This is a genomic window from Candidatus Palauibacter polyketidifaciens, from assembly GCF_947581785.1.
GTDB lineage: Bacteria > Gemmatimonadota > Gemmatimonadetes > Palauibacterales > Palauibacteraceae > Palauibacter > Palauibacter polyketidifaciens.
In genome coordinates, this window is sequence record NZ_CANPVO010000015.1 from 260,115 (window position 1) to 286,184 (window position 26,070).

Here is a 26,070-nt window from a genome sequence, read left to right on the forward strand (position 1 = left end):
CGCTGGCGACCGGTGGCTGCTAGTGTTCGATGCCGTACTTCCGGATCTTGCGGTAGATCGTGCGCTCGCCGATGCCCAGGGCCTCGGCGGCCCTGCGCCGGTTGCCTCCGGATTGGCGGAGCACGGCGATGATCGCCTCGCGCTCGATCTCCTCCATCGTCATCCCGGGCCGGATCGCGATCATGTCCGCGTCCTCCGGGTCCGGGCTCTCCTCCGCCGGTGAGACGACCTCGGTCCCGGTCGCATCGATCGCATCGACCGCGTCGGTGATGTCGATCGCGATCGCGTCCTCGATGTCCTCCCCCGCGCCGGGCCGGGGGGGGGCCGGGGGGAGCTGGCGGGCGCCCAGCCTGTAGGCCTCGAACTCCCGTTTGAGGTCATCGATGTCCACCTTGAGGTCGACGAGCGTGCGGAAGACGAACGCGAGCTGCGGCGAACTCGGGATGGACCCGGCGCCCGCGTCGACCACAGGCGCGATGTGCGCGGGGGAGGGCACGAGGCTCACGCCGCCGGACCGGATCTCGGGCGGGATGTCCTCCGGACGAATGACGGAGCCGGGCGCGAGCACGACCATGGACTCGATCAGGTTGCGGAGCTCACGGACGTTCCCCGGCCAGTCGTAGTCGAGGAGGATCTGGAGCGCTTCCGGGGCGAGTCCGCGGAACTCCCGGTCGTGCTGGCGGCTGAACTCCGAAATGAAGCGGCGGATGAGGACGGGGATATCGCGGCGCCGTTCCCGGAGCGGGGGGACGTGGACGCTGAGGACGTTCAGGCGGTAGTACAGGTCGCGGCGGAACTCCCCCGTCTCGACGGCCTGCCTGAGGTCGCGGTTCGTGGCGGCGACGACGCGCACGCTGACCTGGATCTCGTGGTCCCCGCCCACCCTCATGAAGCGGCGGCTCTCGAGAACCCTCAGGAGCCGCGTCTGAGTGGGGAGCGGCATCTCGGCGATCTCGTCGAGGAGAAGCGTGCCGTCATCGGCGAGTTCGAACATCCCCCGCCGCAGCGAGGTCGCTCCGGTGAAGGCGCCCTTCTCATGCCCGAACAGTTCGGATTCGAGCAGCGATTCGGGGAGGGCGGCGCAGTTCACCGCGATGAAGGCCCTGGCGCGCCTCGGGGAGAGCCGGTGGAAGGCGCGCGCCACGAGTTCCTTGCCGGTTCCGCTCTCGCCGGTGAGGAGCACGGTGCTCATCACGGGGGCGATCATGTGCACCCGCTCGAGGATCTCGCGGACGGCTTCGGTGCGCCCGATGATCCCCGTCTTTCGCTGGAGGTCGTAGCGGTCGAGGTGCGTCTGCAGGACGACCCGCATCTCGTCGGGATCGATGGGACGCGAGAGCGCCTCGTCGAGATCGAAGGACCGTGCGAGCTGCCGTCGCGCGTCGGGGTGGGTTTCGTCCGTGAGTCCGAGCACGGGTGGGCGCGGGATTTCCGCCTCGAACAGGCCGCGCATCGCGGCGGCGCGCGATTCGTCGGGAGGACCCGTGAGGACCAGCGCGACCTCGGCCGCCCCGCCCAGTCGTCCCTCGAGTTCGCGCACGGACTCCACGAACTCGACCTCGTGCCCATCGGCCTGCGCCGCCTGGCGGACGGCGATGGCGGCCTCGACCGCGCGCCCGTCGACGAAGACGCGCGCCATCAGCCGCCGGGAGACGCGTGCACGGTATCGCCGCGCAGCAGGTCGACGGCGTGGTCGATCACCGGCTCGAGTGCGGCGAGGCCTTCGGAGACGCCCTGCGGGCTCCCCGGCAGATTGACGATGAGCGTCTCGCCGCGAATGCCGGCCAGCCCGCGGCCAAGCGCGGCATACGGCGTCGCCTCGGCGCCGATGCGACGCAGCATTTCAGCGATGCCCGGCGACTCACGCTCCAGGACGGTGCGCGTTGCCTCCGGGGTTACGTCGCGCGGGGCAAGCCCGGTGCCGCCGGTCGTGAGGACGACATCGACTCCCTGGACATCGCACCAGTGCAGGAGCCGCGAGGCGATAGCCTCGTTCTCATCGGGCGCGACGTCCGCGCCGGCGAGCGAGTACGCACGCCCTCTGATCCACGTCTTGATGAGGTCCCCGGGTCCATCTTCCCGCTCTCCGGCGAACACGGCGTCGGACACCGTCACGACCGCGATCCGCGGCGCGATGCGGTGCAGCGAGCCGCGCGGGTAGAAGGGCGGTCGCACGACCTCGGCCGCGATCCCCTTCCCGCGGATCATGATCTCGACCGCATCGCCGATGCCGGCCTCGACCGGCAGGTACGCGGTGGCAATCCCATGACCCATCGAGGGGCTCACGGTGCCGCTGCGCACCCTCCCGACGGTCTCGCCGTTGAAGCACACGTCGTAGCCCGCCCTCGGGAATCCCCTCTCGAGCAGCCGCAGGAAGCGGAGCTTGCGGGTGAGACCCTCGGCACGCTGCGCCGCAAGCGCTTCCCCGCCCATGAAGTCGCCCTTTGCGTGCTTCACGAGCCACCCGAGGCCGGCCTCGAGCGCGGTCGTTTCGTCGTCCACGTCGTTGCCGTAGAGCGCGTACCCCATCTCGAGCCGGAGCGAGTCGCGGGCCCCCAGGCCCGTGGGGACGGCGCCGGCCGCGACGAGCGTCCGCCACGTTCGCACCGCGTACTCGTGGGGCAGGTAGAGTTCGAATCCGATCTCGCCCGTGTACCCTGTCCGGGAGATGACGCACGGCGCTCCTGCCACCTCTCCGTGCGCGAAGCGGTAGTACTCAATGTCCGCCAGCGGGTACCCGGTCAGCGGCTCCAGCATCACCTCGGCCAAGGGGCCCTGGAGGGCGAGGAGGGCGATCTCATCGCTCTCGTCCGTCATCTCCACGTCGAAGCCCTGCGCGAGCCCGCTGAGGTGCGCCCAGTCCTTGGCCATGTTGGCCGCGTTCACGACGAGTCGATAATCCGCTTCGCCCATGCAGTAGACGATGAGGTCGTCGATCACGCCGCCGGTCGCGTGGCACATCGCGCTGTACTGCGCGTCTCCCGGCTCCAGACCCGAAGGGTCGTTCGTCGTCGCGTAAGCCACGAACGCCTGTGCGTCTTCGCCGCGCACGCGGAACTCTCCCATGTGGGAGACGTCGAAGAGGCCCGCCTTCTCGCGCACGGCGCGGTGTTCGGCCCTGATGCCGGTCGGATACTGGACGGGCATCGCGTAGCCGGCGAAGGGGACGATCTTCCCGCCCAGCCGGACGTGTTCTTCGAATAGCGGGGTCTCTTTCAGGTCCTTCACGCTGCGGCTCCCATGAGCATGGCGAGGATCGCCTTTTGCGAGTGGAGCCGGTTCTCCGCCTCGTCCCACACACGCGACGCCGGCCCGTCGATGACTTCGGCGGCGACTTCCTCGCCGCGGTGGGCGGGGAGGCAGTGGAGAAAGATCGCATCGTCGGCGGCCCGGGCCATGACCTCCGCGCCTACATGGTATCCCTCGAAGGCCCGCGCGCGTTCCGCGGCTTCTTCCTCCTGTCCCATCGAGGCCCATACGTCCGTCGTCACGACGTGCGCCCCTTCGGCCGCCTCCGCGGGCGCCCGGAGGAGATCGACCTGCGTCGCGCGTCCCGCGGCGGCGAGGATCGCGGAGTCCGGATCGTAGCCCTCGGGGCAGGCGAGACGGAGCCGGAAGCCGAGCTTCGCCGCCGCGTTCAACCACGAGTTCGCGACGTTGTTGCCGTCGCCGATCCAGGCGACGGTCCGTCCGGACAGGTCGGGACCGAACTCGGCGCGCGCCGTCTGCAGATCCGCCATGATCTGGCACGGGTGCAGCAGATCCGTGAGTCCGTTGATGACGGGAATGGCGCCGTGCTCGGCCAGCGCCTCGACATCGGACTGCGCGAACGTCCGGATCATGATCCCGTGCACGAAGCGCGAAAGGACCTGGGCCGTATCGGAGAGCGGTTCCCCGCGCCCGATCTGGATGTCGCGCGAGGACAGGAAGAGAGCCTGCCCACCCAGTTGGTGCGTCCCCACCTGGAAGGAAACCCGGGTGCGGGTCGAACTCTTCGCGAAGATCATGGCGAGCGTCTTCCCGGAGAGGGGACGGCCCGCCGCGTCGGGATCGGCCTTGAGGCGGTCGGCGAGGTCGAGGGCCTCGCGCAGCCGCTCGGGCGACCAGTCGGCGATCGAGAGAAAATGTCGGGTCCGGTCCATGGCTTCGTGAGTCCTCGGCTCTCCGTTCAGAGGATGTATCGTCTCAGATCTTCGTCGTCCGCGATGCGCGAGAGGCGATCCCGCACGAAGTCCGCATCGACGCTGATCGTCTCGTTCGCCCGCGCTTCCGGCAGATCGAAGAGGATCTTCTCCAGGAGCGTGCTCAGCACGGTATGGAGACGCCGGGCGCCGATATTCTCCGTCCTCTCGTTCACATCGCTGGCGATGCGTGCGATCTCGCGGACCGCGCTCTCCTCGAACTCGAGCCGGGCGGACTCGGTCTCCACGAGTGCCTGGTACTGCGCGAGGAGGGCGTAACGGGGTTCCTGGAGGATGCGCTTGAACGCCTCGGCGTCCAGACTCTCGAGTTCCACGCGGATCGGGAAGCGGCCCTGGAGTTCGGGGATCAGGTCCGAAGGCTTCGCGATGTGGAAGGCCCCGGCCGCGATGAACAGGATGTGGTCCGTGCGGACCATCCCGTGCCGCGTCTTGACCGTGGATCCCTCGACGATGGGCAGGAGGTCGCGCTGCACGCCTTCGCGCGAAACGTCGGGTCCGGTGCTGCCGTGCTTGCCGGCGACCTTGTCGATCTCGTCGAGGAAGACGATCCCCATGCTCTCGGTCCGGCGGAGCGCCTGCTCCGTGACCTCCTCCATGTCCACGAGGTTCGCGAGTTCCTCCGAGCGGAGGATCCGGCGGGCGTCCGCGATCGTGACCCGGCGGCGCCGCGTCTTCTTCGGCAGCACTCCCTTGAGGACTTCCCCGACGTTGAAGTCCACGTCCATGCCGCCCCCCACATCGAGCATCGGGATCGAGCTGTCGCTGACCTCGACTTCGACTTCCCGCTCATCGAGCATCCCGTCGCGCAGGAGGCCGCGGAGCTTCTCGCGCGTGCGCTGCTTGCGCTGCTCGGAAGGCTCATCGGAGCGGGTCTCGGACGCCTGTCCCGCGAGCGACACGACGAATTGCCGCTGCGCGCCCCCGCCGGAACCGGCCGCGGGCTCACCCTCCGCCACGGGAGGGAGAAGCAGATCGAGGAGGCGCTCCTCGACCCGCCGGTCGGCGACCTCTCCGTGCCGGGCCTCCTGCTCCTCCCGCACGAGCTTGATCGCGATCTCGAGGAGGTCGCGGATCATCGATTCCACATCGCGGCCGACATAGCCCACTTCGGTGAACTTCGAGGCCTCGACCTTGATGAACGGAGCCCCCGCGAGCCGCGAGAGGCGGCGGGCAATCTCGGTCTTCCCCACGCCGGTCGGGCCTATGAGGATGATGTTGTTGGGGAGGATCTCCTCCCGCATCCCCTCGTCGACGTTCTGCCGGCGCCAGCGGTTGCGGAGCGCGATCGCGACGGCCTTCTTCGCCTCGTCCTGTCCGATGATGTACTGGTCGAGTTCCTCGACGATCTGCCGCGGGGTGAGCGCCGCCGCGATGCCGGGGTCGCCGGGATCCGGGGCGGGGCTGATGTCGGGGCGGTGCGTTACCTGTCCGCCATCGCTCGTCGTCATGGTTCGTTCCCGTTGCTGTCGTCGCTTCCCGAAAGCTCGAGCACCGTGATCTCCCGGTTCGTGTACACGCAGATCTCCGCCGCGATCTCGAGGGCCTGCCGCGCCACGTCCGCGGCCGGCAGATCCGTCCGGCGGGCGAGGGCCCGCGCGGCGGCGAGCGCATGCGGCCCTCCGGAACCGAGCGCGAGAATGCCGTCGTCCGGTTCGATGACTTCGCCCGTGCCGGCGATCAGCAGGCTCGTCTCCCGGTCGGCGACGGCGAGCAGCGCCTCGAGCCGCCGAAGATAACGGTCGCTCCGCCACTCCTTCGCGAGTTCCACCGCCGCGCGGGTGAGGTGGCGAGGGTAGCGCTCGAGTTGCGCCTCGAACTTCTCGAACAGGGTGAGCGCGTCGGCGACGCCGCCGGCGAAGCCCGCGAGGATCCGGCCATCGCGCATCGTGCGGAGCTTGCTCGCCTTCGCCTTGACGACGGTTTCTCCCATGGTCACCTGGCCGTCACCGGCCATCGCGACCTCGCCCCCGACCCGAACGCAGAGGATCGTCGTGGCTCGTATCATTCTCTTCATTCTCCTCCGCGCGGATGGGCTCGGGAGTGTACGCGCTTGAGGCGGTCCACGGATGTGTGCGTGTAGATCCGGGTCGTACTCAGGCTCGCGTGCCCCAGCATCTCCTTCACCGAGACGAGGTCCGCCCCCCGGTCGAGAAGGTGGGTCGCGAAGGAGTGACGCAGCGAATGAGTGGTCAGCCGCTCGCCGTCCGCGACCCGCGCGAGTTGGGCCGTCACGTCACGCTGGATCTGCCGCCGCGAGAGGCGGGTGCCGCGAACGGAGAGGAACGCGGCGCGGGAGTCGCCCTCCCCCCGCTTCCCGAGATAGGCGCCGAGCGCCTCCGAGGCGCACCGGCCGAGAGGGACGACGCGCTCCTTCCCGCCCTTGCCGAGAGCGCGAACCTGCCCGGTGCCGCGATCCACGGCGGTCACATCGAGACCGTGCACCTCCGCCAGCCGCAGGCCGCACGAGTACAGCAACTCGAGGAGGGCCCAGCGCCGGAGCGCCACCGCGGATCCGTCCCGCCGCGCCGCCTCGCCGGCGGAGTCGAGCAGTTCGCGGGCGTCCTCCTCGCTCAGAAAGGAGGGCAGCGTCCGGTCCTTCCGCGGTGTGCGGATCAGCAGCGCCGGGCTGGACTCCACGCGGTCCGTGCGCTGGAGGAAGGCGAAGAAGGCGCGCACAGCGGCGAGCTTGCGGGCGATCGAGGAACGTTTCAGCGGGCGCCTTGGGCGGCGCGTCCGGCCGCCCAGCTCGAGAGCCCCCATGAAGGATCGGATGTCCACGCGATCCACATCCGCCCAACCCCAGTCGTCCCGCCCCCGGTGCTCGTTCATGAAGGTCTCGAACTGATCGAGATCGCGGCGGTAGGCGGACACCGTGCGAGGGGACAGCCGACGCTCCGCACGGGCGTAGCGAAGGAAATCGTCGACCCATGCGCGCCGGGCTCGCGCTCGCGCATCGGCGGGCGCGGACGTTCGGGTCATTTTCTCGACGACTTCCCGCGGGGGCTGCCGCGCCGCCCCCCCGGCTTCCTGGTCGCGTCGCGCTCCTTCCGCTTCTTCAGCAGGTCCAGCGCCACATCCATCGTGAGCTCGTCGGGTTCCGTCCCCTTCGGCAGCGAAGCGTTCGTCTTGCCGTGCTTCACGTAGGGACCGTAGCGACCCTTGTAGATCGCGATCGACTCGCCGTCCTCCGGGTGCGCACCGACTTCCCGCAGCGGCGTGGCGCTCGCCCGGCGGCCCCGCGTCTTGGGCGCGGAGAGCAGCTCCATGGCACGCTCGAAGGTCATCTCGAGCGGATCGTCGTTCTCCGTCAGCGAGCGATAGTCCCGCTGGTGGACGACGTACGGGCCGTAGCGCCCGATTCCCACCTTTACCGGGTCGCCGCTCTCCGGGTGCGGGCCGAGCGGGGCCGGCATGGCAAGCAGCTTGAGCGCCGTCGCCAGCGACACATCTTCGGCCCGAAGGTTCTTCGGGAGGGACGCGCGTTTCGGCTTCTCCCCGTCCACCCGCTCGCCTCGCTGCACGTAGGGGCCGAAGCGCCCCTCCATGAGGTAGATGGCCTCCCCGGAATCGGGGTCTTCCCCGAGACGATCCGGACCTTCCGCCCGCTTCCGGAGGAGGTCGATCGCCTGCTCCTCGCTGAGGTCGGCCGGAGCCACGTCGTCGGGGAGGGACGCGGTGAGCCGGTCGCCGTTCTTCTCGAGCTCGAGGAAGGGCCCGTAGCGGCCGATCCGCACGCGGGGCGTGAGGTCCTGGAGTCGCACGGTCGAGGCCTCGCGGGGGTCGATGGCCGCTTCGCGCTCGACAAGCCGCGCTTCGAGACCGTCTCCGCCGCTGTAGAACTCCCCGAGGTAGGCGCGCCAGTCCACATTGCCCCGGGCGATCTCGTCCAGCGCCTCCTCCATCTCGGAGGTGAACCCGGTGTCGACGAGGTTCGGGAAGTGATCCTCCAGGAGACCCGTCACCGCGAAGGCGATGAAGGTGGGGACGAGTTGTTTGTTCTGCCGTACCGCGTACCCGCGATCGACGACGGTCGAGATGATGGCGGCGTACGTGGAAGGACGCCCGATGCCATCCGCCTCCAGCTCCTTCACGAGCGCCGCGTCCGTGAAGCGGGGAGGCGGCTTCGTCTCGTGCTTCCGGCTCTCCAGCTTGCGGTTCTCGAGCGTCTGGCCCTCCCGCATGTCGGGGAGGACCGTCTCCTGGTTCTCCAGCGCCGCGTCCGGATCGTCGGAGCCCTCGACGTAGGCGCGGAAGAAGCCGGGGAACTCGATCACCTTCCCCGCGGCCCGGAAGCGCGCCTCCTCCGCATCCACCCGTACCGTCAGGTGCCGCAGCCGGGCATCGGCCATCTGCGTCGCGACGGCGCGTCGCCAGATCAGCTCGTAGAGCGCCTTCTGCCGGCCGGTGAGTCCGAGTTCATCCGCGGTCCTCATGTCGGTGCCGGCCGGGCGAATCGCCTCGTGGGCCTCCTGCGCCGAGCGGGACTTCGTCTTGTAGCGCCGCGGGGAGGGGCTCAGGTATTCCTCCCCGTATCGGGCCGCCACGCGGCTCCGGATCGCCGCGATGGCGGCTTCGGAGAGCGTGACGGAATCGGTCCTCATGTACGTGATGCGGCCGGCCTCGTAGAGCGCCTGCGCGATGCGCATCGTTTCGCGGGCTCCGAGGTTCAGCTTGCGGTTGGCCTCCTGCTGGAGGGTCGCCGTCGTGAACGGAGGATAAGGGCTTCGCTTCGACCGCTTCTCCTGCAGGCTGACGACCGTGAAGGTCGCGTCGGTCAACCGCGCGCGCAGCGCCTCGGCGCGTTCCTGGTCCAGCAGGACGACCTTGCGGCCGGCCTTGAGGGTGCCGGTGCGCTCGTCGAAGTCCCGGCCCGTCGCGATCGCCACCCCGTCGAGGGCGGCGAGGTCGGCCGTGAAGGCGCCCCCGTCGGCGGCGAGGTGGGCGCGCAGACGCCACCAGGCGCCGCTCCGGAAGGCGCGACGTTCCCGTTCGCGCTCCACGAGCAGGCGGACGGCGACCGACTGCACGCGGCCGGCCGAGAGTCCCGGCTTGATCTTCTTCCACAGGAGCGGCGAGACCCGGTACCCGACGAGACGATCCAGAATCCTGCGCGCCTGCTGGGCCTCGATGCGGGGCAGGTCGATCTCTCCCGGCTCCTTTAGCGCCTCGAGCACGGCGCTCTTCGTGATCTCGTTGAACGTGATGCGGTGGAACCGCTCCCGAAGCGACCGCTTGCGCGCGGTCAGAGCCTCGACGATGTGATAGGCGATCGCCTCGCCCTCCCGGTCGGGGTCCGTGGCGAGAAGGATGGAATCCGCCTTCGCCGCCGCCGCGCGCAGCTTGCGGAGCACGGGTTCCTTGCCCTCGATCGTGACGTACTCCGGCTCGAACCCCTTTTCGACGTCAACGCCGAGGCCGCTCCTGGGGAGGTCCCGGACGTGCCCGACGGATGCCTGCACGCTGAAGCCGGCCCCGAGATACGACTCCAGGGTGCGGGCCTTCGCGGGCGACTCCACGATGACGAGATTCACGGGCGGTCTCTCAACTCTCCTGTTGTCCTTCCGTCGATCCTTCCCCGTCCGCCGACGGGCGGGGGGCGAAACGCCGCAGATTCCTCAGCGCGGCCTCCACGACTTCTTCCGGTTTTCGTCCATCCGTTTCCAACACCACTTCGGCCTCCGCGTAGGCGGCCTCCCGCGCCGCGAGCAGCGTGGCGAGCGCGACCGCGGGGTCGGGTCCGGCCAGCAGCGGCCGGGCCTCGGCACCCTCCCGGGAGAGGCGATGGATCGCGGTCTCGGGGCGAACGCGCAACCAGACGCGCACGCGGCCGCCGGACGTGCGGTCGATGTCCCGCCGCGCCATCCACCCGCCTCCGGTCGCCACGACGACATCCGTTTCCCGCGCCGCCCGGGACGCGGCCCGGGCCTCGAGCCGTCGGAACCCCGCTTCCCCGCCGTCGCGAAACAGGCGAGGAATCGTCGCCCCCGCCAGCTCCTCGACTTCGCGGTCGAGATCCACATAGCGATACCGCAACCGCCGCGCGAGAAGGCGACCTATCGTGCTCTTTCCCGCCCCGGACAGGCCGACGAGCCAGATCCTTCGGGGCACGCTCGACACGTCACGTCCCGATCAAGGCGAGATAGCTCTCAACGTTGGACCGCATCTCCGCGAGGCTGTCGCCGCCGAACTTCTCGATCCAGGCGTCCGCCAGCACCAGCGCCATCATCGCCTCCCCAACGACCCCGGCGGCCGGGACCGAGCACACATCGCTGCGCTCGAGGAACGCCTTGGCCGGTTCTCCGGTCCGGGTGTCCACGCTGTCCAGCGGGCGGCGCAGCGAACTGAGCGGCTTCATCGCCACGCGAGCGACGATGTCGCCCCCCGTCGTCATCCCGCCTTCCAGGCCTCCCGCGTTGTTCCGCCGCCGCCCGTAGCCTCCGCTCTCGCGACGCGCCGCATCCCGTTCGATCTCGTCGTGGACATCGGACCCGCGGAGTCGCGCGGCTTCGAACCCCATCCCGATCTCGACGCCCTTCATCGCGTGGATCGACATCATCGCGCCGCCGATCCGGCCGCCCAGGCGGGTCTCCCACGTGACGTGACTCCCGAGGCCCACCGGCACGCCGCGAGCCACGACCTCGAACACGCCTCCCAGCGAGTCGCCGGCGCGGCGGGCGGCATCGATCGCGTCGATCATCGCGGCGGTCGCATCCGGGTCGATGCAGCGCACGGGCGAGGCGTCGGCCACGGAGAGAAGGTCGTCCGGCAGCGCCAGCTCCGGCGGCATCTCCACCGGACCGATCGACACCACATGACTCTCGACGCGCACGCCGAACTCGCCGAGCAGCCGCTTGGCGACGGCCCCGGCGGCGACGCGGGCGGCGGTCTCCCGCGCGCTCGCCCGCTCGAGGATGTCGCGCGCGTCCTTCCGCCCGTACTTGAGCATCCCCGCGAGGTCGGCGTGTCCCGGCCGCGGCAGGTACGCCCGGCGCAGGAGTTCGTCGTCGTCCACCTCCGGCGCCTCGACCGCCATCGCCACGCCCCAGTTTCTGAAATCGCGGTTGGGAATCCGGACCGCGACCGGAGACCCCAGCGTCTCCCCGAGACGCACGCCGCCGAAGATCTCGCCCTCATCCTTCTCGATCTTCATGCGGCCCCCGCGCCCGTGCCCGCCCTGCCGGCGCGCGAGTTCCCGCGCGACATCGTCGGGCTCGAGCGCCAATCCGGCGGGGATCCCCTCCAGCACGGCAACCACGGCGGGGCCGTGGGTTTCACCTGCCGTGGTCAGCCTCAGACATCTCAACATTCTGTCAGCATCGCGTGGATTCTCTCCTCATCGAACGGCCGTTCCAACGGCGGGAAAAGGATGCGCCGAGGCTGGAGCCGCAACTACGGCACCCTCCAGGACCCTCCAGGGAGAGGCCGAATGATGTGGGGAGTGACGAGGATGATGAGGTCCTGCTTCACTTCATTCTCCTTCGTGCTGCTGAACAGGGCCCCGAGCAGCGGAAGGCTCATGAGGCCGGGAATGCCGCTCCGACTCCGACTTACTTCGCTCAGCGTGAGTCCTCCGATGACGGCCGTCTCCCCATCCTCGAGCAGGAGGGTCGTCTCTCCGATCTGTTTCTCGAACACGAAACCGACATCCGACAGACCGAGCTTCAGGCCGGACCGCTCCGCCATCAGCTCCAGCCTGATCTGGTTGTTGTTCGTCACGTGCGGGACGACATCCAGAATGATCCCCGTGTCCTGGAAGTCGACGTTGACGCGCGCGGACTCGGTCTGGGCTCCCGGTTCCAGGACCCGGATCGGGGTGCGTTCGCCCACCTGTATCCGTGCATGCGCGTGGTCCACGACCCGGATGGAGGGCGCCGCCTGCACGTCCGACAACTGGTGGGACTCGAGCGCTTCAAGGAACGAGAAGAGCGAGAACTCACCGAACGCCACGGCGGTCAGGATCTGGAGCGCTGGGCCGATTGGGCGATCGTTCGCGTTCGCCAGCGCCGCGACCGCCGTACCTCCCAGGCTCACGAGCGTCTCGTTCGTCCGCCTGACGAACCCCTGATCGACCGTACCATCTCCGTCTACGTCGACGAGTTGGGGCGGCGAATCGGCGTCGGGCGCCGCGATGAGATCGTTGATGCCCTGCTCCACGAAACCGCCGTCGCGCTTCTTGAGGTCGTACACGATCCCCAGTTGCTGTACGTCCGTCCGATCGACGAACACGATCTTCGCCTCGATCGCGACCTGGGGGAGACGCCGGTCCAGCGCCGCGATGATCGTGTCCATCCGCGCGACGACGGATGGTGCATCGGTCACGATGACGGTGTTGCTGCCGGAGAACGACACCACCTGGCCGCGGTCGGGCGTGGCCAGATGCCGGAGCGTCTCCGCAACCGAATCCGCCCGAGCATAGTTGACCCGGATCACGCGCGTTTCGCTGAGCAGTTGATCCCGCGCCTGGAGGTTCTCCAGCCAGTCGACGACGATGATCCCGCTCTCGGTCCTGTGCCAGCCGAGGTTCTGCGCCGACAGGATCGCGTTCAGCGCCACATCCCACGGCTGGTCTCGGATGTCGATGCCTCGCACGACGACGGACGCGACCTCTCCGTTCGGAACAACCGAAATGTCCGCGAACTCCGAGAAACCGGCGAGGACGTCGAGCATGCTGGCGCTGTCGTACACGACGGAGATCCGCGGCAGGACCTGCTCGGGGAGTTGGGGCGGCCGGAGAGTATCCGGCGTTCCCGGGGCCTCGGCTGTCGCGATGGCGTCGGCAGTCGACCAAGGAGGGAAAGGCGGCCCGGGATTCAGGAAGGTCACGCGAACCGCACCGGAGTCCGCGGTTACGTGGTAGGCGGTTTCCCGCTCGAGGTCGAATACGAGCCGCACCGTCTCGGGCTGGAACTGGGTGGAACGCATGCCGAGAACTCCGCCGCGGTCGATCCGGTCGTAGTGGCGGCGCGCGAGTCCCCGGGTCACGCCGTCAATGTCCAGAAGCAGCCGCGGGGGATTGGCGAGTATCATGTGGCGGGGCGTGAACCGTCCGCCGACGACCACCGTGATCTCGGTCTCCGTCCCCTCGGACGCGATCCTCACTTCCCGCATCTCGGTTGGGGACGCCGTCGCGACCGCTGCGGCGAACGCGAGAATGGCCCGGGAGATCATCCGCCTGTCCCCCGTTCGCGCCTTGCCCGCAACGTCTCCTGACGACTGACCCCGAAGGTCGTGATCACGAAATCCACCTCCTCCATCCGAATGCGCACGACGCGGGCCGCGCCGATGGTGTCGCGTTCCCGGGCTCGATACCGCCGGCCCGTCGATCGATCGGTCAGAATCGCTACGCTTCCCAGTTGTGGGTTGTACAGCACGCCGGCCAGCGTCAGGTCTCCGAAACGGGGCCCCGCCAGTGTATCGAGGTGAAGCGGCTGGAACGGGTCGCGTCGGTCGAAGGCAGGGTAGGTGAAGACCTCCCGCTCGTAGATCGGCGGCGGCCGTGTCTGCGCCGCGACCTCCAGTGGCCCGGCCTTGAACGCCGCGGCGAGCGCGACGGCGAAAATCAAGCGAATCATCCTTCCTCCGGCGAAGCGCGGTCCTCCGGCGGAAGCACGAAGCTCTCGAGGCGGAAGCGCGCGTGAACGAGTTGCCGCCCCGAGTTGGTGATCCGGGAGGGTGCGATCTCTTCGACCTCGGGCCGGACGATTCGGGCAAAGCCGGCGATTCGCGTCAGGAGCATCCCGACGTCGTGGTACGCCCCCTCCACTTGGAGCGCCCATTGTTGCCGCACGAAGTAGCCGGTGGAGTCGGCCACGGGATCGGCGGGGAGAGCGTGGACGAGTTCGAGACCGAGGGACTGCGTTTCGGCCGCGATGGCTTCGTAGATAGCTTCGACTTCACCCTCTCGCGGAACGAGTCGTTTCAGCACGGCGAGTTGCCGTTCACCGAGCTCGAGACTCTCACGTATCGCGTCCAGGTCGCCTGCGGGCAGCTCGGCGAGGGCGTTGGCCCGCTCCGCGTGCTCGACCCGCGCCGCCAGCTCGGCCAGCTCCTCCCTGCGCGGGTTCGCGAAGTACAGATGGAAGGCTGTCCCGCAGCCGAGCAGGAGTGCGAGTCCGAGCACGCGGTACTGCCAGCGGGAATCCCTCGGCGGCACGGTCACGTGGGTTCGACCCGCCGAAAGGCGGACGCAGGAGCGAACCGAAGAACGAGGGTGAAGGCCTGCCGGGAGAGCTGATCGGGATCGGATCCCTGCTGCTGGCTGCCGACGATCTTCACATCGGCGATGTAGTCCGAGGCTCCCAGACTGCGGACGAATTCCGTGATCGCGAGCGGATTGCCCGCGACCCCCTGGAGCTCGACAGCGAGGTCGGGCGGCGGCGACAGTTGTCGCATGGAAATCAGCCACGCCGGCGGCGGGAGTGCGCGGCTGATTTCATCCATCATGTGCGGCCACGCGAACCGGTCGCGGTCCAGTTGTTCCACCAGCGCGACGCGCTCCCGGATCTCGCGGGACCGCTCCGATAGACTGTCGCTTGCGGCACGGAGTTCGGCGAGCCTCGCCGAGTCCGCCATGACCGCTTCAAGACGCGCCCGGAGTTCGAGGGCTTCGGCCCGCTGCGACCACCATAGCGCGACGGTGCCCGGCGGGATGGTCAGTGCCGAAATCAGCAGTGCGATACCCCAAACGTCGATGGGGAAACCGCCTTCGGCGTGCCGGTTGGTCGCGATCCCTTGCCGAGCGCGCAGAGACTCGGGAAAAAGATTGATCTCGATCATGATCGCACTCGCGTCTCCACGTTCAGCCGCCCCGAGCCGGCGGCCGAAGAGCCAGCCCGACGGAGAGCATGAGCATCGGCGCCACCGAGCCCAGGTCCGTTCGGTCCCCGACATCAGGCGCGACCTCGATGCGTTGGAACGCACTCGCGAGGCGCGTTTCCACGCCGGTCGCGTCCCCGAGAATCTCGACCAGTCCGGACGCCGTGGCCCCTCCCCCGCACAGGTATACGCCTGCGATCCCCGGTCCCGTCTCGACGAGCGCTCCCGTCCGGTCGATGCCGCGCGCGATCCGGCGGGCGCACTCTTCCAGTTCGTCCGCGGCCGGGGCGCCGGCGGCCAGTTCGCGGGTCACCAGGGGAAGTCCGTTCCGGAGCAGGTGAATGGCGGTCGAATGGACGCCGATGTCGGCCAGCACGGTCACCTCCCTCATCGCGGCCGGATAGTTCGCCTCGAACGCGTTGCGCAGAGCCAGGACCTCCACATCGACGATCGTCGGGTTCAGGTCCGCCCGCCGCAGGACCGCGACCCGTGCCTCGATGACGTCGCGCTTCGCCGCCGCCAGCAGCACGGTCATCGTCGTGCCCTCTCCGTTCGGATCGATGATCGCGAAGTCCAGTTCGGCGTTCTTCATGTCGAAGGGGACGTGCTGCTCCGCTTCCCACGGCATTACGGCGCGGGCCTCCGCTTCATCCATCCGATCGATTTCGATCACCTTGCTCAGGACATCGCGCCCACCGATGCCGATGGTCACGTTGCGTGGCTTGATTCGCTCCCGCTTGAACAGCGCGGAGAGCGTGTCGGCGACGCGCTCCGGATCCCTGATCGTCCCACCGCGCACGGTGTCCGGCTCGTTCGGGGCGGTCGCGATCCCTGTCAGGCGTGGCCCGCTCTCACCATGGTCGATCACCGCGGCCTTGCTGAAGCCGCTGCCAATATCGACTCCGACGGTCGTCTTCCGGCGCCGCAATCCGAATCCCCTCATGGCTCAGTTCCGGAGCGACATCGCGTAGACGATCTGCCGACCCGCCGCACGTCCGTTTCGGCCGACCGCCGCACCGATCAGCCGGACTTCGCGCACGCGGGAGAGGTCGCCGGACGCTACGCGGGCCTGCATGGCACCGCTCGACAACCGGAACTCGAACGCGGCGCCGGACTCGAGTGGGGACACGAACTCCTGGCCGTTGCGCCGGATGGACACCCTTCCGGATTCGGAATCCGATGCGTGGATCGTGTAGGTGAGCCGCCCATAGACGCGGGCGAGCGAGCCGGGCTCGGGCATCACCGCGAAGCCTCCGCTCCAGCCGCTCGTGCGGCGAAACCACCGGGTCGACACGCGATTCGCGCGATCCGCTCCGGCCGCCCGGCAAGCGGTCTCCGCTGCCGTCGAGACACTGGAAGCGGGCGTGAATCCGTCCGCGTAGACCCAGGCCGCCGAGTATGGCCCGGAGAGCGCCGTGCCGCGCCACCTGGACGGGATATTCGCGGCGGTGGAATCGTAGGCGAAGAGATCGATGGAGCCGCCGCTCGCCGTGTCGCAGACGACCGCCTTCAAGACGTCCACGCGGACGGACACGGTGTCGGGCGTCGCAAGGAGCAGGTCGCCCGGCCCGGCACCGCGGATCTCCGCTCCCATCCCGTCGGACAGCGCGCGTGCAATCTGCGAGGCCTGGATGGCATCCTCGTTACGCAGGTGGAAGCGGCTCTGACTCACCAGCAGGCCTATGGCCAAGCCGATGAGCAAACCGGCGCCTGCCAGCGCGACGAGCATTTCGGCGAGCGTGAACCCTTCCTCGCCGCAGACTCCGGCGGGCGCGAGACGGCGCGGAACGCTCACGGCGCCGCGGGCAGCGGGCGGGGCCGCGAGAGAACGATCTCGAGTTCCGCCTCCGGGGCCGGCGGCAGCGACACCGTCACGCGGGCGTGCTTGAGCCGCAACGACCGTGCGGTCACGGTCCGCGACACGCCGAATCGACGTCCGCCGATATCGACACCGCCCGTGTGGGAGGCCGCGGCAGGATATCCGGCCCGGACAAGCGACTCCACGGCGTTTCGACCTGCGAGCGCGTGCTCCGTGTCCCACGCCGCCCGGAGCGCCTGCGAACGGATCCCGAGTACCACGCCCGCCGCTCCGAGGACCCCGACGGACGTCACGACGATGGCCATCAGGACCTCGACCAGGCTGAAGCCGGCGGTTTTCAATGTTCAAAAGGTACCGGGCGAACCCGGCCCACGAAGTTCGACACCAGCCGAATGCCCCGGTCGCCGCGATACAGGTAGACGCTGCCGGGGGATCCGTGTCCTCGCGCGTTGAAGCGGAGGGTGGAGGGCTGCAGCCGCACCGAGTCGAGCCGGCCTAGAGTGTGCCTCCCGAGGTCGACGCGAGACAGCAGTGAACCCCCTTGCCGCGATACCTCGAGCCGGGTTCCCGCAAGCGTCACCGCGGTCGGCGCATGGGTCGCCATGGCGTGGAGACGTGCCAGTGCGAGTTGCGACTCCGCTACCCTGGCGGCTCGCGTCAGGCTGAAACGGTCGAGGGGGTTGCGAGAGATGATGAAGGCCGCGGCCAGGCCTGTAACCGCCAGCGCGACCGCGACCTCCACCAGACTGAACCCACTCCGCCCTGTGGGGGATCCACGCGATCTACCTGATCCGTCTTGCTGCACGGGGTGCTCCCTTTCGTGAACGAGCGTTGGCAACTCTTTCCGTAAGGATCGCGCCCCGTATCAACGGCGCATCAACCGGTGTCGCGCGAAGCGACACTAGCAACTGGTGGCCTCGATGATCTGTCCGACGGCTCCCGAGGCGTTCGCGGACGACGAATTGACGCACCACGTGTTCGGCGAGGATGCGTGTTTCGCCGTGATCTGGTAGCCGTCCGTATAGGCGGTCACCGCCACCGTGATGTTCGTGCTGGCCTGAAAATCCGGTGTCCCGTCGCCATCCAGGTCCGCGTCTCCGCCGGCGGCCACGCTGACGGCGGCATACGCCTGGTGGTTGAAGAAGTACGCTTCCTCCGCCGTCATCATGTTGCGAAGGTCGCTCTGCGCGGCGGCGTCGAACGCCTTCTCCTTCGTACTTGTGAACTGCGGAATCGCGATGGCCGCGAGAATGCCGATGATGACGACCACGATCAGCAGTTCGATCAGTGTGAACCCCTCCGTACCACCCTTCGTCGTTCTCCTCATCCCTCTCCTCACTTCCGCCCGGGGTTGGATCTTCGGCAGCACCTCCGGTGGGGCTGCACGGGCCGCGGTGCCGGCTGCGCGCCGGCGACCGCGGACGGTTACCCCATAATTAGAGGTCGTCCGGCAACGGGGTATCAACGTCCCAATCCGGCGGTTCATCGAAGCCCGTGGCCGCACGTATTCGGCCACGCCGCACCGACAGCGTCAGCGAATGCACCCGCCCGGCGCCATCGCGGAGCGGCAGGCGGGTGTCCTCCGTCCCGGCCGATGGCTCGGCAGGCGGCAACCCCAGCGCGCGCAACGCCTCCGGCACGGTGTCGAACCCCTCCGCGAAGGCGGCGGTCCACGACCGGACGAGTTCCGGACCGCCGACCCCGCTCGGCCTGGCTCGCAGACGCAACGTCCAGTTCGGAGCCTCGAAACGCAGCCACCGGTCCTCCCCGGCGCGCCGATCCGTCTCCGGGCGTCCGTACCGTTCGAAGGCCGCATCGACCGACTGACCGAGGAGGTCCCTTACGCAGGGCGCCGTCCCGCCCTGGATCGAATCTTCGTCGTTTGTGCTCGCGGGCATGCGGCAAGAAGAGGAACGAGGTGAAACCCCGCAAGCCGCGAGGGGGGTGCATCCCGCGATGTCAGCGGCGACGTCACTGGATCGCGTTGATGAGTTCGAAGATGGGGAGGTACATGGCGATGATCATCCCACCGACGAGACCTCCGAGGATCACGATGAGAATGGGCTCCAATATCCTCAGCAGATTCTCCGCGCCGGCATCGACTTCGTCGTCGTAGAAGTCGGCGATCCGGGCCAGCATCCCATCGAGATCTCCTGTCTCTTCTCCGACGTGAATCATTCGGGCCACCATGGGTGGGAAGGCCCGGGTTTCGCGCAGTGGCCGGGCAATGGAGTCACCCCGCCGGATCGCGTCCCGACTCGCCTGTATCGCTTCCTGGATCACGCGGTTCCCCGCCGTGCGCGCCGTGATCTCGAGTCCCTCCAGAATCGGAACGCCCGACGAGAGCAGCGTTCCCAGGGTCCGTGTGACGCGGGACACCGCGGCCTTCCGGATCAGCGAACCGAGAACCGGCAGTTGCAGCAGCATTCGGTCGAAGTGCCGCCGACCCGCGTCCGTGACGATCCAGCGGCGCAGCATCAGGGCCGCGCCGACCGCCACGGCCAGCAGCACCCACCACCAGTTCTGGACAATCCCCGAGAGACGGATGACCACGCGGGTCGGAAGGGGGAGCGTCGCATCGAAGCTCGCGAACACGGTCTCGAACGTCGGGATCACAAAGAGGAGGAGCGTCGCAACGACGGCCATGGCCACCGCGAGCACGACGGCGGGATAGAGCATGGCGCCCTTCACCTTGCGGCGGACCTCCTCGCTCTTCTCGAGGAAGGTGGCGAGGCGGTCGAGAAGCCCATCCAGCCTGCTCCCCGACTCTCCGGCATGGACCATGTTCACGTAGAGCTGTGAGAAGACGCGGGGGTGTCTGCCGAGCGCGCCGGCCAGGGTGTTCCCGGCCTCGATATCGCGAAGCGTGTCGCGGGCCACCTGCCGAAGCGCGGGGTTCTCCGCCTGGAGCGCGAGGGTTTCGAGCGTCCGGGTGAGTGGCAACCCTGCGCTGGTCATCACCGAGAACTGCCGCGTGAAGAGTACGAGATCACGCGTCTTCACCCGTGCCGGCGGCGCGAAGATGCGCCGCCGCACGCGCCGGCCCATGTCCGCCAGGACGGACGTCACGGGCTCTCGACCGGGAGAGGGGCGGACCGACCGCCAGCCCCCACATCATCCACCCCACGCCATCGCCGGCGGCCGGTCCCTGCTGCCCCCCTCACGTCGACTCCGTCACCGTGCGGATCTGTCCGGCGCGGACGTGCTCGCCATCCGACGGAATTCGGCGGCATCGGAGGTGATCCGGAGGCATTCGTCGAAGTGCACCTGCCGTCGGACATAGAGCCGGTGGAGCGCGTCGTTGAGGGTCCGCATGCCGAACCTGCGCGCGGCCTGCATCGCGGAATGGATCTGATGGACCTTCGCCTCCCGGATCAATGCCCGAACCGCGGGCGTCGCGACGAGAATCTCGCAGGCCACGACGCGGCCGCCGCCCTGCGCCCGGCGAAGCAGCGTCTGGGTGATGACGCCCTCGAAGACGTGGGCAAACTGGGCGCGCACCTGCTCCTGCCGGTGTGACGGGAACGCATCGATGATCCGGTGGATCGACGCCGCCGCCGAACGCGTGTGCAGCGTGCCGAGCGCAAGGTGCCCGGTCTCCGCGACGGTGAGCGCGGCCTGGATCGTCTCGGGATCCCGCAATTCGCCAATGAGGATGACGTCGGGGTCCTGCCGCAGCGCGTAACGGAGGGCGTTGGCGAAGTCGGGCGTGTCCTGCCCGATCTCGCGCTGGTTCACGATGCAGCGTTTGTGTGGATGCACGAATTCGATCGGATCCTCGATCGTCACGATGTGGCCGGCGCGGGCCGTGTTGATGCGGTCCACCATCGCCGCCAGCGTCGTCGATTTGCCCGAGCCGGTGGGGCCCGTGACCAGCACGAGTCCGCGCGGCTTGTCCGCCAGCCGGCCGACGACCGATGGAACGCCCAGTTCACGCAGGCTTGGGATCTCCACCGGCACGCGGCGGATGGCGCACGCCACGCTTCCTCGCTGCCGGAACAGGTTCGCACGAAAGCGGGAGAGGCCGGGAATCGCGAAGCCGAAATCGAAGTCGGGCTCGCCCGCGACACGCGCGCGCTGGTCCTTCGAGAGCATCGAACGGCCGAGAGCCGCGGTATCCTCCGGGTACAGCACGCCGTCCGCACGACTGTCCGTGAGGTCGCCGTCGATCCGGAGCTTCGGGCATTCGCCCGCCGTCAGGTGCAGATCGGACGCACCCCGTTCGACCATCTCGCTCAGCAGTTCAACCAGACGTGCGTCCATGCGGCCCCGCCTACGCCGGCGTCTCTCTGAGCACGTCTTCGAGTGTTGCAATCCCCGTTCTCACCTTGGTGAACCCGTCCTGTCGCAGGGTGATCATTCCTTCGTCGACGGCGCAGCGCTCGATCTCCTCCGAGGATGCGCCCGCCAGAACCAGCCGGCGGATCGCGGGAGACATCGGAAGGACCTCATACAGGCCCTGACGACCCGAATACCCCGACCCGCCGCACGAATCGCAGCCCGCGCCGCGGTAGAAGGCGCCCTTGCCCCGCCTGCCCGTGTCCAGTCCGACCGAATTCAGGATCTCGGGTGCGTAGCTCGTATCGACCCGACAGTCGGGACAGATCCGGCCGACGAGCCGCTGGGCGGTGATGACCTTCACGGCGACGGCCACGTTGAACGCTTCGATCCCCATGTCCACGAGTCGCGTCGCGGTCGAAGCGGCGTCGGTGGTATGGAGGGTGGAGAGCACGAGATGGCCGGTGAGCGCGGCCTTCACGGCGATGCCGCCCGTCTCGCGGTCACGGATCTCGCCCACCATGAGGATGTTCGGGTCCTGTCGCAGGAAGGCTCGAAGCGTCGTGGCGAAGGTAAGGCCGATCTTCGGACGAACCTGGACCTGGTTGATTCCCTCGATGCTGTACTCGACCGGATCCTCGGCGGTCATGATGTTCGCCTCGGGCGTGTTGAGTCTCGCGAGCGCGCTGTAGAGCGTCGTGGTTTTCCCGGACCCGGTGGGACCTGTGACCAGAACCATGCCCGAGGTTTGCGCGATCGCCGCGAGCAGCGCTCGCTCCGCCCGCGCCTCCATCCCGAAGGATTCGAGGTCGAAGGCCTGCCGCTCCCTGTCGAGGATTCGAAGGACGACCTTCTCACCGAACAGCGTGGGAAGCGTCGAGACCCGGAAGTCGATGCCCCGGTCGGCGACCGGCAGGCGGATCCGGCCGTCCTGGGGTATCCGGCGCTCCGCGATGTTCAGGTCCGCCAGGATCTTGAGGCGAGACGTCAGGGCCGCCGCCATCCGGAAGGGCGGGCGCATGATTTCGCGCAGTCTCCCGTCCACGCGATAGCGAACGCGAAGCTCACTTTCGTACGGCTCGAAGTGAATGTCCGAAGCACCGCGATGGACCGCATCGACGAGGATGTTGTTGATGAGCCTGACGGCCGGTTCCTCACCGGCTTCGGCCGAATCTGCCTGGACCGGCGATGCCTGGGCCGGCGATGCCTGGGCCGGCGATGCCTGGGCCACCCCTTCCGCGCGCCCGCCGCCCCGCGTCGTGGCGGCTTCGTAGCTCCGGTCGATCCTTTGGCGCAGCGTGTGTTCCCCCGCTCTTACAGCTTCGATCTCGAACTGGGTGAGGAACTCCAGGTCGTCGATGAGCGCCGCGTCGGACGGGTCCGCCATTGCCACGGAGAGCGTCCGACCGGCGCGCCGCAACGGGAGCACGAGATGCCGGCTCGCGAAGTCCGCCGGGATGAGGCGAAGGACGCTGGGATCCGACGCGAGCCGCTTCCGCCTCGAGGCCGGAGTGTCCGTGGCTGGCGTGTCCGTGGCAGGCATGGGCGTCATCGCGTCCCCGCGCATACCCGTTCCCGGAAGCGGGCCAGGGTGCGTGCCCCGATGCCCTGCACGCGCGTGACGGCCTCGGGCGTCTCGAACAGCCCGTTCTCGCTTCGGTCCTCGATGATGCGGGCCGCGAGGGCGGGCCCGATGCCGGACAGGCTTTCGAGTTGTGCCGGACTCGCCCGATTGAGATCGATCCGTGCGCCTCCGGGCGGACATCCCGGGGACACCGACGCGACGGGAGCGGGAGCCGAGCGTGGCGCCCCGCGCTCGAAACGGAGGTACGGCGCGAGGCGACGCGCGGTGACCTCCCCCACGCCAGGGACCCGCTCCAGGTCGGCGGTTCCGCTGAACGGAGCACGTTCCCGTTCCTCGATGAGAGCCTCCGCAAGGCTCGGCCCGACGCCGGGCAACCGGCGCAGTTCGTCGGCCGGGGCGCGGTTCACATCGATCTGCTCCCCGTCGGCGAGTGGCGTCTGTGCCCGCTGCTCCCGGGTCAGGGCGGCGACGACCTCGCCCTCGACGCCCTCCAGATCCGTCGCGGGGTCGATCATTTCGAGACCGTGTACCCGCCCGGGCTCGGGCGCGAGGAGGGTGCGAGCGATGAGGCTCGTTCCCACGAGTACCAGCGCCGCGCCCAGCGCCTTGCGTTCCGCGCGATTCAGATCCCACACCCCACACCTCCCCGCCCGATTCGGGACCGATTCCTGTTTCTGCCCGAGGATCGGGGAGCGGATCAACTCGTCGTCAAACGGTCATCCACGGACGTGTGGGAAGACGCCGGAAAGCGCCGGAAGGGTCAGAAGATGAAGGTGATCTCGGCCCAGCCGTCGACGGGGTTCCCGTCGCGCAGCGCGGGCCGGTACTCCCACGCCCGCACCTGTCGCATGATGTCGCGGTTGAACCCCTCGTCCGGGGTCGGGGGATCCAGTTCGACGAGGCCCGGGCGCCCGGTGGCGTCGACGAAGACGCGCACCGTCACCTCCATCCCGCGCACGGAGCCGGGGGGGTCCCAGTGCGGCACGACGGATCTCGGGATGGGCGACACGTAGCCGTCGCCCTCGCCCCCGCCCACCCCCTCTTCGCCGGGACCGATCCCCGCCCCGCGCCCGGGCGACGGCGCCGGCGCGCCGACGGGGAGCAGTTCGGAGGACACCTCGATCTCCGTCTCCCGGATCTCGATCTCGGGCATGTCGACGGCGAGGACGGGCCGCGGGGGTGGAGGGATCTCGATCCGCCGGGGCACGGAGACCCGTAGCGCTCTCAGTCCGCCCCCGCCGGCGGGGAGATCCGGATCCACGCCGGGCCGGGCCGCCGCCTCGAACTCGGGCGCCGGGCGCACCCACGCGAAGAAGAGGAAGGCGTGCAGGAGCGCGGAGGCGAGCATCCCGCCCCACCACACGGCCCGCTCCCGGCCGCGGGAGCGCGATGACGCCCCCCGGTATCGCCAGTCCGGCCGTTTCCTTGTCGTCGTGCGCACAGCTCCGATCCGACTCCAGAATGGTCCCGAGGCCATCCGGGACGGCGTCACACGGCGGTCAGCGGCTCTCCGCCGAGATATCGTACGGAACGCCGCCCTTCCGGGTTCCCGGCGCTTGCCGGCCCGTCAGACCCACCGGCACATTGTGCGCCACCCGACACGTCTCCATCAGGAGCCATCTTCCGCCTCCATGAAAGCGATCCGCAAACCCGGGCCGGCCCCCGGCCTCGTGCTGTGCGACGCGCCGGTGCCCGAGATTCGCTCCCGCGACGTGCTCGTCAAGGTGCGACGGGCGGGGATCTGCGGCACGGATCTGCACATTCACCAGTGGGACCGCTGGTCGCGGCATCGCGTGAACCCGCCCGTCATCCTCGGCCACGAATTCATGGGAGAAGTCGTCGAGACGGGCCGGCTGGTTCGGAACATCGAGATCGGCGACCGCGTCTCGGCGGAGGGGCACCTGGTCTGCGGACACTGCGAGTACTGCGGCACCGAGCAGGCGCACGTTTGCCGGGACACCCGGATCATCGGCATCGACCGGGACGGCGCCTTCGCCGAGTACGTCTCCATCCCCGCGGCGAACATCATCCACGTCCCCGATTCCATCGACGACGATCTGGCGGCCGTGTTCGACCCGCTCGGGAACGCTTTCCACACGGTTCTGCACACGGATGTGGCGGGTCGGGTCGTCGCGGTGGTCGGATGCGGTCCGATCGGCCTGTTCGCCGTCGGGATCGCGCGTGCGGCGGGAGCTTCCAGAGTCATCGCGGTCGAGCCGCACGAGGGGCGGCGGGAACTCGCAGCGCGCATGGGTGCGCACGACTGCCTCGATCCGGCGGACGGAGAGGTGGAGGCGCAGATCGTCGACCTCACGCACGGTTACGGCGCCCACGTGGTGTGCGAGATGAGCGGTCACCCCGACGGCGTGCGTTCGGCGTTCCGCATGTGCCGCAACGGTGGCCAAGTCCGGTTGCTGGGGCTTCCCAAGGACGCGGTGGAGGTCGACTTCGCGCGCGACGTCATCTTCAAGGGTATCCATGTGTACGGCGTGGTGGGGCGGCTCATGTACCGGACGTGGATCGAGATGCGGGACTTCCTGGCGGCGGGACGTCTCGATGTCGAGCCGGTGATCACCCACCGGCTCCCGTTCGACCGCTTCGAGGAAGGGTTCGACGCCATGTATTCCGGCGAGGCGGCGAAGGTCGTCCTCGCGCTGGATTAGAAGTTCGGCCCCGTGGCGCGCGCCGCCGCCCCCGTCGTCCCCGCCCCCGTCGTCCCCACCCTCGCCGCTGCCGTGCTGCTGACGGCCGGATGCTGGCGCCTCGGGGACGGCACCTCCAGCGAAGCGCTCGTCACCTGGGTCGCGTATCCCGAGACCGTCGAGGTGGGCGCGCCGTTCTCCTTCGAGTTCGGCGGACCCGTGTCCGAGGACGCCTGCGGGCGGCTGGACACCGCGACGCTTGCCGTCACGGATTCCTCGATCGAACTCGCGGCGCGCCGGACCACCTTCCGGGCGGTGTGCGCGCCCAATCACGTCAGCTACTACGAGGCGCGGCCGATCACACTCGACACGGCCGGGCGCTACCGGATCCGCACCGCGACGGAGATCGATCTCGGCACGCTCGTGGCGACGGACAGCGGAGGGTTCTCCGGCATCCGCACGTGGGGGGAGGGGACGATCCGCGAGGCGGCCGGGTGCTGGCTGTTCGGGCCGGGGTGGATTGGCGGCCAGCGGGTGTTCGCGCTCGACGGCCTGAGCCCCGAGCTTCGCGAGGCGGGGACCGCCCGCGTCCTTCATGTCCGCGGGCGGCTGCGGGGCTTCATCTCGTGCGGAAACTGGGGGTCGCGCCCCAGAATCCGTGTCGACACCGCGTGGGCCACCGACAAGCGGGTCGGCGACCTCTACCCGTGACGGCCCCACGAGCGGCGC

At 69.0% G+C, this 26,070-nt stretch carries 26 protein-coding genes; 2 read left to right on the forward strand and 24 right to left on the reverse strand.

What is annotated here, in order from left to right; genetic code table 11:
- Window positions 1-19: 19 nt before the first annotated feature.
- The 24 genes from RN729_RS04690 to RN729_RS04805 all read right to left on the reverse strand — a co-directional run bounded on the left by RN729_RS04690 (window position 20) and on the right by RN729_RS04805 (window position 24,140).
- Window positions 20-1,639 carry a sigma-54 dependent transcriptional regulator gene (locus RN729_RS04690; protein WP_310782516.1) on the reverse strand — a complete coding sequence of 540 codons (1,620 nt, stop codon included), beginning with the start codon at window positions 1,637-1,639 and terminating at the stop codon, window positions 20-22.
- Window positions 1,639-3,228 (reverse strand): glycine cleavage system aminomethyltransferase GcvT, encoded by a 1,590-nt coding sequence (gene gcvT / locus RN729_RS04695; RefSeq protein WP_310782517.1) that lies wholly within the window; start codon window positions 3,226-3,228, stop codon window positions 1,639-1,641. The genes RN729_RS04690 and gcvT overlap by 1 nt, the downstream gene beginning before the upstream one ends.
- On the reverse strand, window positions 3,225-4,142 hold the full coding sequence (argF, locus tag RN729_RS04700) for an ornithine carbamoyltransferase (protein WP_310782518.1): 918 nt from the start codon (window positions 4,140-4,142) through the stop codon (window positions 3,225-3,227). Before argF ends, gcvT begins: the two co-directional genes overlap by 4 nt.
- A 26-nt stretch (window positions 4,143-4,168) precedes the next feature.
- Window positions 4,169-5,650 carry an ATP-dependent protease ATPase subunit HslU gene (gene hslU / locus RN729_RS04705; protein WP_310782519.1) on the reverse strand — a complete coding sequence of 494 codons (1,482 nt, stop codon included), beginning with the start codon at window positions 5,648-5,650 and terminating at the stop codon, window positions 4,169-4,171.
- Complete coding sequence (gene hslV / locus RN729_RS04710; RefSeq protein WP_343218899.1) at window positions 5,647-6,207, reverse strand: ATP-dependent protease subunit HslV; 561 nt, start codon at window positions 6,205-6,207, stop codon at window positions 5,647-5,649. Before hslV ends, hslU begins: the two co-directional genes overlap by 4 nt.
- Window positions 6,208-6,212: 5 nt before the next feature.
- A complete protein-coding gene (locus RN729_RS04715) occupies window positions 6,213-7,181 on the reverse strand; it encodes a tyrosine recombinase XerC (protein WP_310782521.1) in 969 nt (322 codons plus the stop codon).
- A complete protein-coding gene (topA, locus tag RN729_RS04720) occupies window positions 7,178-9,733 on the reverse strand; it encodes a type I DNA topoisomerase (protein WP_310782522.1) in 2,556 nt (851 codons plus the stop codon). Before topA ends, RN729_RS04715 begins: the two co-directional genes overlap by 4 nt.
- Window positions 9,734-9,743: 10 nt before the next feature.
- Entirely contained in the window at window positions 9,744-10,310 is a 567-nt protein-coding gene (locus tag RN729_RS04725) for a shikimate kinase (protein ID WP_310782523.1), read from the reverse strand.
- A gap of 10 nt (window positions 10,311-10,320) precedes the next feature.
- Window positions 10,321-11,508, reverse strand: a complete 1,188-nt coding sequence (aroC, locus tag RN729_RS04730) for a chorismate synthase (RefSeq protein ID WP_310782524.1) — start codon at window positions 11,506-11,508, stop codon at window positions 10,321-10,323.
- 83 nt (window positions 11,509-11,591) lie between these two features.
- Window positions 11,592-13,370 carry a secretin N-terminal domain-containing protein gene (locus RN729_RS04735; protein WP_310782525.1) on the reverse strand — a complete coding sequence of 593 codons (1,779 nt, stop codon included), beginning with the start codon at window positions 13,368-13,370 and terminating at the stop codon, window positions 11,592-11,594.
- Window positions 13,367-13,774, reverse strand: a complete 408-nt coding sequence (locus tag RN729_RS04740) for a hypothetical protein (RefSeq protein ID WP_310782526.1) — start codon at window positions 13,772-13,774, stop codon at window positions 13,367-13,369. The genes RN729_RS04735 and RN729_RS04740 overlap by 4 nt, the downstream gene beginning before the upstream one ends.
- Window positions 13,771-14,361 (reverse strand): type 4a pilus biogenesis protein PilO, encoded by a 591-nt coding sequence (gene pilO, locus RN729_RS04745; protein ID WP_310782527.1) that lies wholly within the window; start codon window positions 14,359-14,361, stop codon window positions 13,771-13,773. The genes RN729_RS04740 and pilO overlap by 4 nt, the downstream gene beginning before the upstream one ends.
- Complete coding sequence (locus RN729_RS04750; RefSeq protein ID WP_310782528.1) at window positions 14,358-14,978, reverse strand: PilN domain-containing protein; 621 nt, start codon at window positions 14,976-14,978, stop codon at window positions 14,358-14,360. Before RN729_RS04750 ends, pilO begins: the two co-directional genes overlap by 4 nt.
- Before the next feature lie 22 nt (window positions 14,979-15,000).
- Window positions 15,001-15,960, reverse strand: coding sequence for a type IV pilus assembly protein PilM (pilM, locus tag RN729_RS04755; RefSeq protein WP_310782529.1), 960 nt, complete (start codon window positions 15,958-15,960; stop codon window positions 15,001-15,003).
- A 3-nt stretch (window positions 15,961-15,963) separates the two neighbouring features.
- Entirely contained in the window at window positions 15,964-16,812 is an 849-nt protein-coding gene (locus tag RN729_RS04760) for a hypothetical protein (RefSeq protein WP_310782530.1), read from the reverse strand.
- Window positions 16,809-17,177 carry a prepilin-type N-terminal cleavage/methylation domain-containing protein gene (locus RN729_RS04765; protein ID WP_310782531.1) on the reverse strand — a complete coding sequence of 123 codons (369 nt, stop codon included), beginning with the start codon at window positions 17,175-17,177 and terminating at the stop codon, window positions 16,809-16,811. Before RN729_RS04765 ends, RN729_RS04760 begins: the two co-directional genes overlap by 4 nt.
- The gene (locus RN729_RS04770; protein WP_310782532.1) at window positions 17,174-17,641 is read right to left on the reverse strand and encodes a GspH/FimT family pseudopilin; all 468 of its coding nucleotides are present in this window, start codon (window positions 17,639-17,641) and stop codon (window positions 17,174-17,176) included. The genes RN729_RS04765 and RN729_RS04770 overlap by 4 nt, the downstream gene beginning before the upstream one ends.
- Window positions 17,642-17,737: 96 nt before the next feature.
- Window positions 17,738-18,163, reverse strand: coding sequence for a prepilin-type N-terminal cleavage/methylation domain-containing protein (locus RN729_RS04775; RefSeq protein WP_310782533.1), 426 nt, complete (start codon window positions 18,161-18,163; stop codon window positions 17,738-17,740).
- A gap of 109 nt (window positions 18,164-18,272) precedes the next feature.
- On the reverse strand, window positions 18,273-18,734 hold the full coding sequence (locus RN729_RS04780; protein WP_310782534.1) for a hypothetical protein: 462 nt from the start codon (window positions 18,732-18,734) through the stop codon (window positions 18,273-18,275).
- 73 nt (window positions 18,735-18,807) lie between these two features.
- Window positions 18,808-19,905 carry a type II secretion system F family protein gene (locus RN729_RS04785; RefSeq protein ID WP_310782535.1) on the reverse strand — a complete coding sequence of 366 codons (1,098 nt, stop codon included), beginning with the start codon at window positions 19,903-19,905 and terminating at the stop codon, window positions 18,808-18,810.
- 105 nt (window positions 19,906-20,010) lie between these two features.
- Window positions 20,011-21,099 carry a type IV pilus twitching motility protein PilT gene (locus RN729_RS04790; RefSeq protein WP_310782536.1) on the reverse strand — a complete coding sequence of 363 codons (1,089 nt, stop codon included), beginning with the start codon at window positions 21,097-21,099 and terminating at the stop codon, window positions 20,011-20,013.
- Between the two features lie 10 nt (window positions 21,100-21,109).
- Window positions 21,110-22,657 carry an ATPase, T2SS/T4P/T4SS family gene (locus tag RN729_RS04795; RefSeq protein WP_310782537.1) on the reverse strand — a complete coding sequence of 516 codons (1,548 nt, stop codon included), beginning with the start codon at window positions 22,655-22,657 and terminating at the stop codon, window positions 21,110-21,112.
- 5 nt (window positions 22,658-22,662) lie between these two features.
- Complete coding sequence (locus RN729_RS04800; protein WP_310782538.1) at window positions 22,663-23,334, reverse strand: helix-hairpin-helix domain-containing protein; 672 nt, start codon at window positions 23,332-23,334, stop codon at window positions 22,663-22,665.
- 125 nt (window positions 23,335-23,459) lie between these two features.
- A complete protein-coding gene (locus RN729_RS04805; protein WP_310782539.1) occupies window positions 23,460-24,140 on the reverse strand; it encodes an energy transducer TonB in 681 nt (226 codons plus the stop codon).
- A 190-nt stretch (window positions 24,141-24,330) separates the two neighbouring features.
- On the opposite strand from RN729_RS04805, the gene tdh reads away from it, so the two are divergent.
- Both tdh and RN729_RS04815 read left to right on the forward strand, forming a co-directional pair.
- Window positions 24,331-25,362, forward strand: a complete 1,032-nt coding sequence (tdh, locus tag RN729_RS04810) for an L-threonine 3-dehydrogenase (protein WP_310782540.1) — start codon at window positions 24,331-24,333, stop codon at window positions 25,360-25,362.
- Between the two features lie 12 nt (window positions 25,363-25,374).
- Complete coding sequence (locus tag RN729_RS04815; RefSeq protein WP_310782541.1) at window positions 25,375-26,052, forward strand: hypothetical protein; 678 nt, start codon at window positions 25,375-25,377, stop codon at window positions 26,050-26,052.
- Window positions 26,053-26,070 lie beyond the last annotated feature (18 nt).

Coding starts and splice junctions, on each gene's coding strand:
- RN729_RS04690 (WP_310782516.1), bottom strand. CDS start 1,639: ATGGCGCGCGTCTTCGTCGACGGGCGCGCGGTCGAGGCCGCCATCGCC.
- argF (WP_310782518.1), bottom strand. CDS start 4,142: ATGGACCGGACCCGACATTTTCTCTCGATCGCCGACTGGTCGCCCGAG.
- hslU (WP_310782519.1), bottom strand. CDS start 5,650: ATGACGACGAGCGATGGCGGACAGGTAACGCACCGCCCCGACATCAGC.
- hslV (WP_343218899.1), bottom strand. CDS start 6,207: ATGATACGAGCCACGACGATCCTCTGCGTTCGGGTCGGGGGCGAGGTC.
- RN729_RS04715 (WP_310782521.1), bottom strand. CDS start 7,181: ATGACCCGAACGTCCGCGCCCGCCGATGCGCGAGCGCGAGCCCGGCGC.
- aroC (WP_310782524.1), bottom strand. CDS start 11,508: ATGTTGAGATGTCTGAGGCTGACCACGGCAGGTGAAACCCACGGCCCC.
- RN729_RS04735 (WP_310782525.1), bottom strand. CDS start 13,370: ATGATCTCCCGGGCCATTCTCGCGTTCGCCGCAGCGGTCGCGACGGCG.
- RN729_RS04740 (WP_310782526.1), bottom strand. CDS start 13,774: ATGATTCGCTTGATTTTCGCCGTCGCGCTCGCCGCGGCGTTCAAGGCC.
- RN729_RS04750 (WP_310782528.1), bottom strand. CDS start 14,978: ATGATCGAGATCAATCTTTTTCCCGAGTCTCTGCGCGCTCGGCAAGGG.
- pilM (WP_310782529.1), bottom strand. CDS start 15,960: ATGAGGGGATTCGGATTGCGGCGCCGGAAGACGACCGTCGGAGTCGAT.
- RN729_RS04775 (WP_310782533.1), bottom strand. CDS start 18,163: ATGAGGAGAACGACGAAGGGTGGTACGGAGGGGTTCACACTGATCGAA.
- RN729_RS04780 (WP_310782534.1), bottom strand. CDS start 18,734: ATGCCCGCGAGCACAAACGACGAAGATTCGATCCAGGGCGGGACGGCG.
- RN729_RS04790 (WP_310782536.1), bottom strand. CDS start 21,099: ATGGACGCACGTCTGGTTGAACTGCTGAGCGAGATGGTCGAACGGGGT.
- RN729_RS04795 (WP_310782537.1), bottom strand. CDS start 22,657: ATGCCTGCCACGGACACGCCAGCCACGGACACTCCGGCCTCGAGGCGG.
- tdh (WP_310782540.1), top strand. CDS start 24,331: ATGAAAGCGATCCGCAAACCCGGGCCGGCCCCCGGCCTCGTGCTGTGC.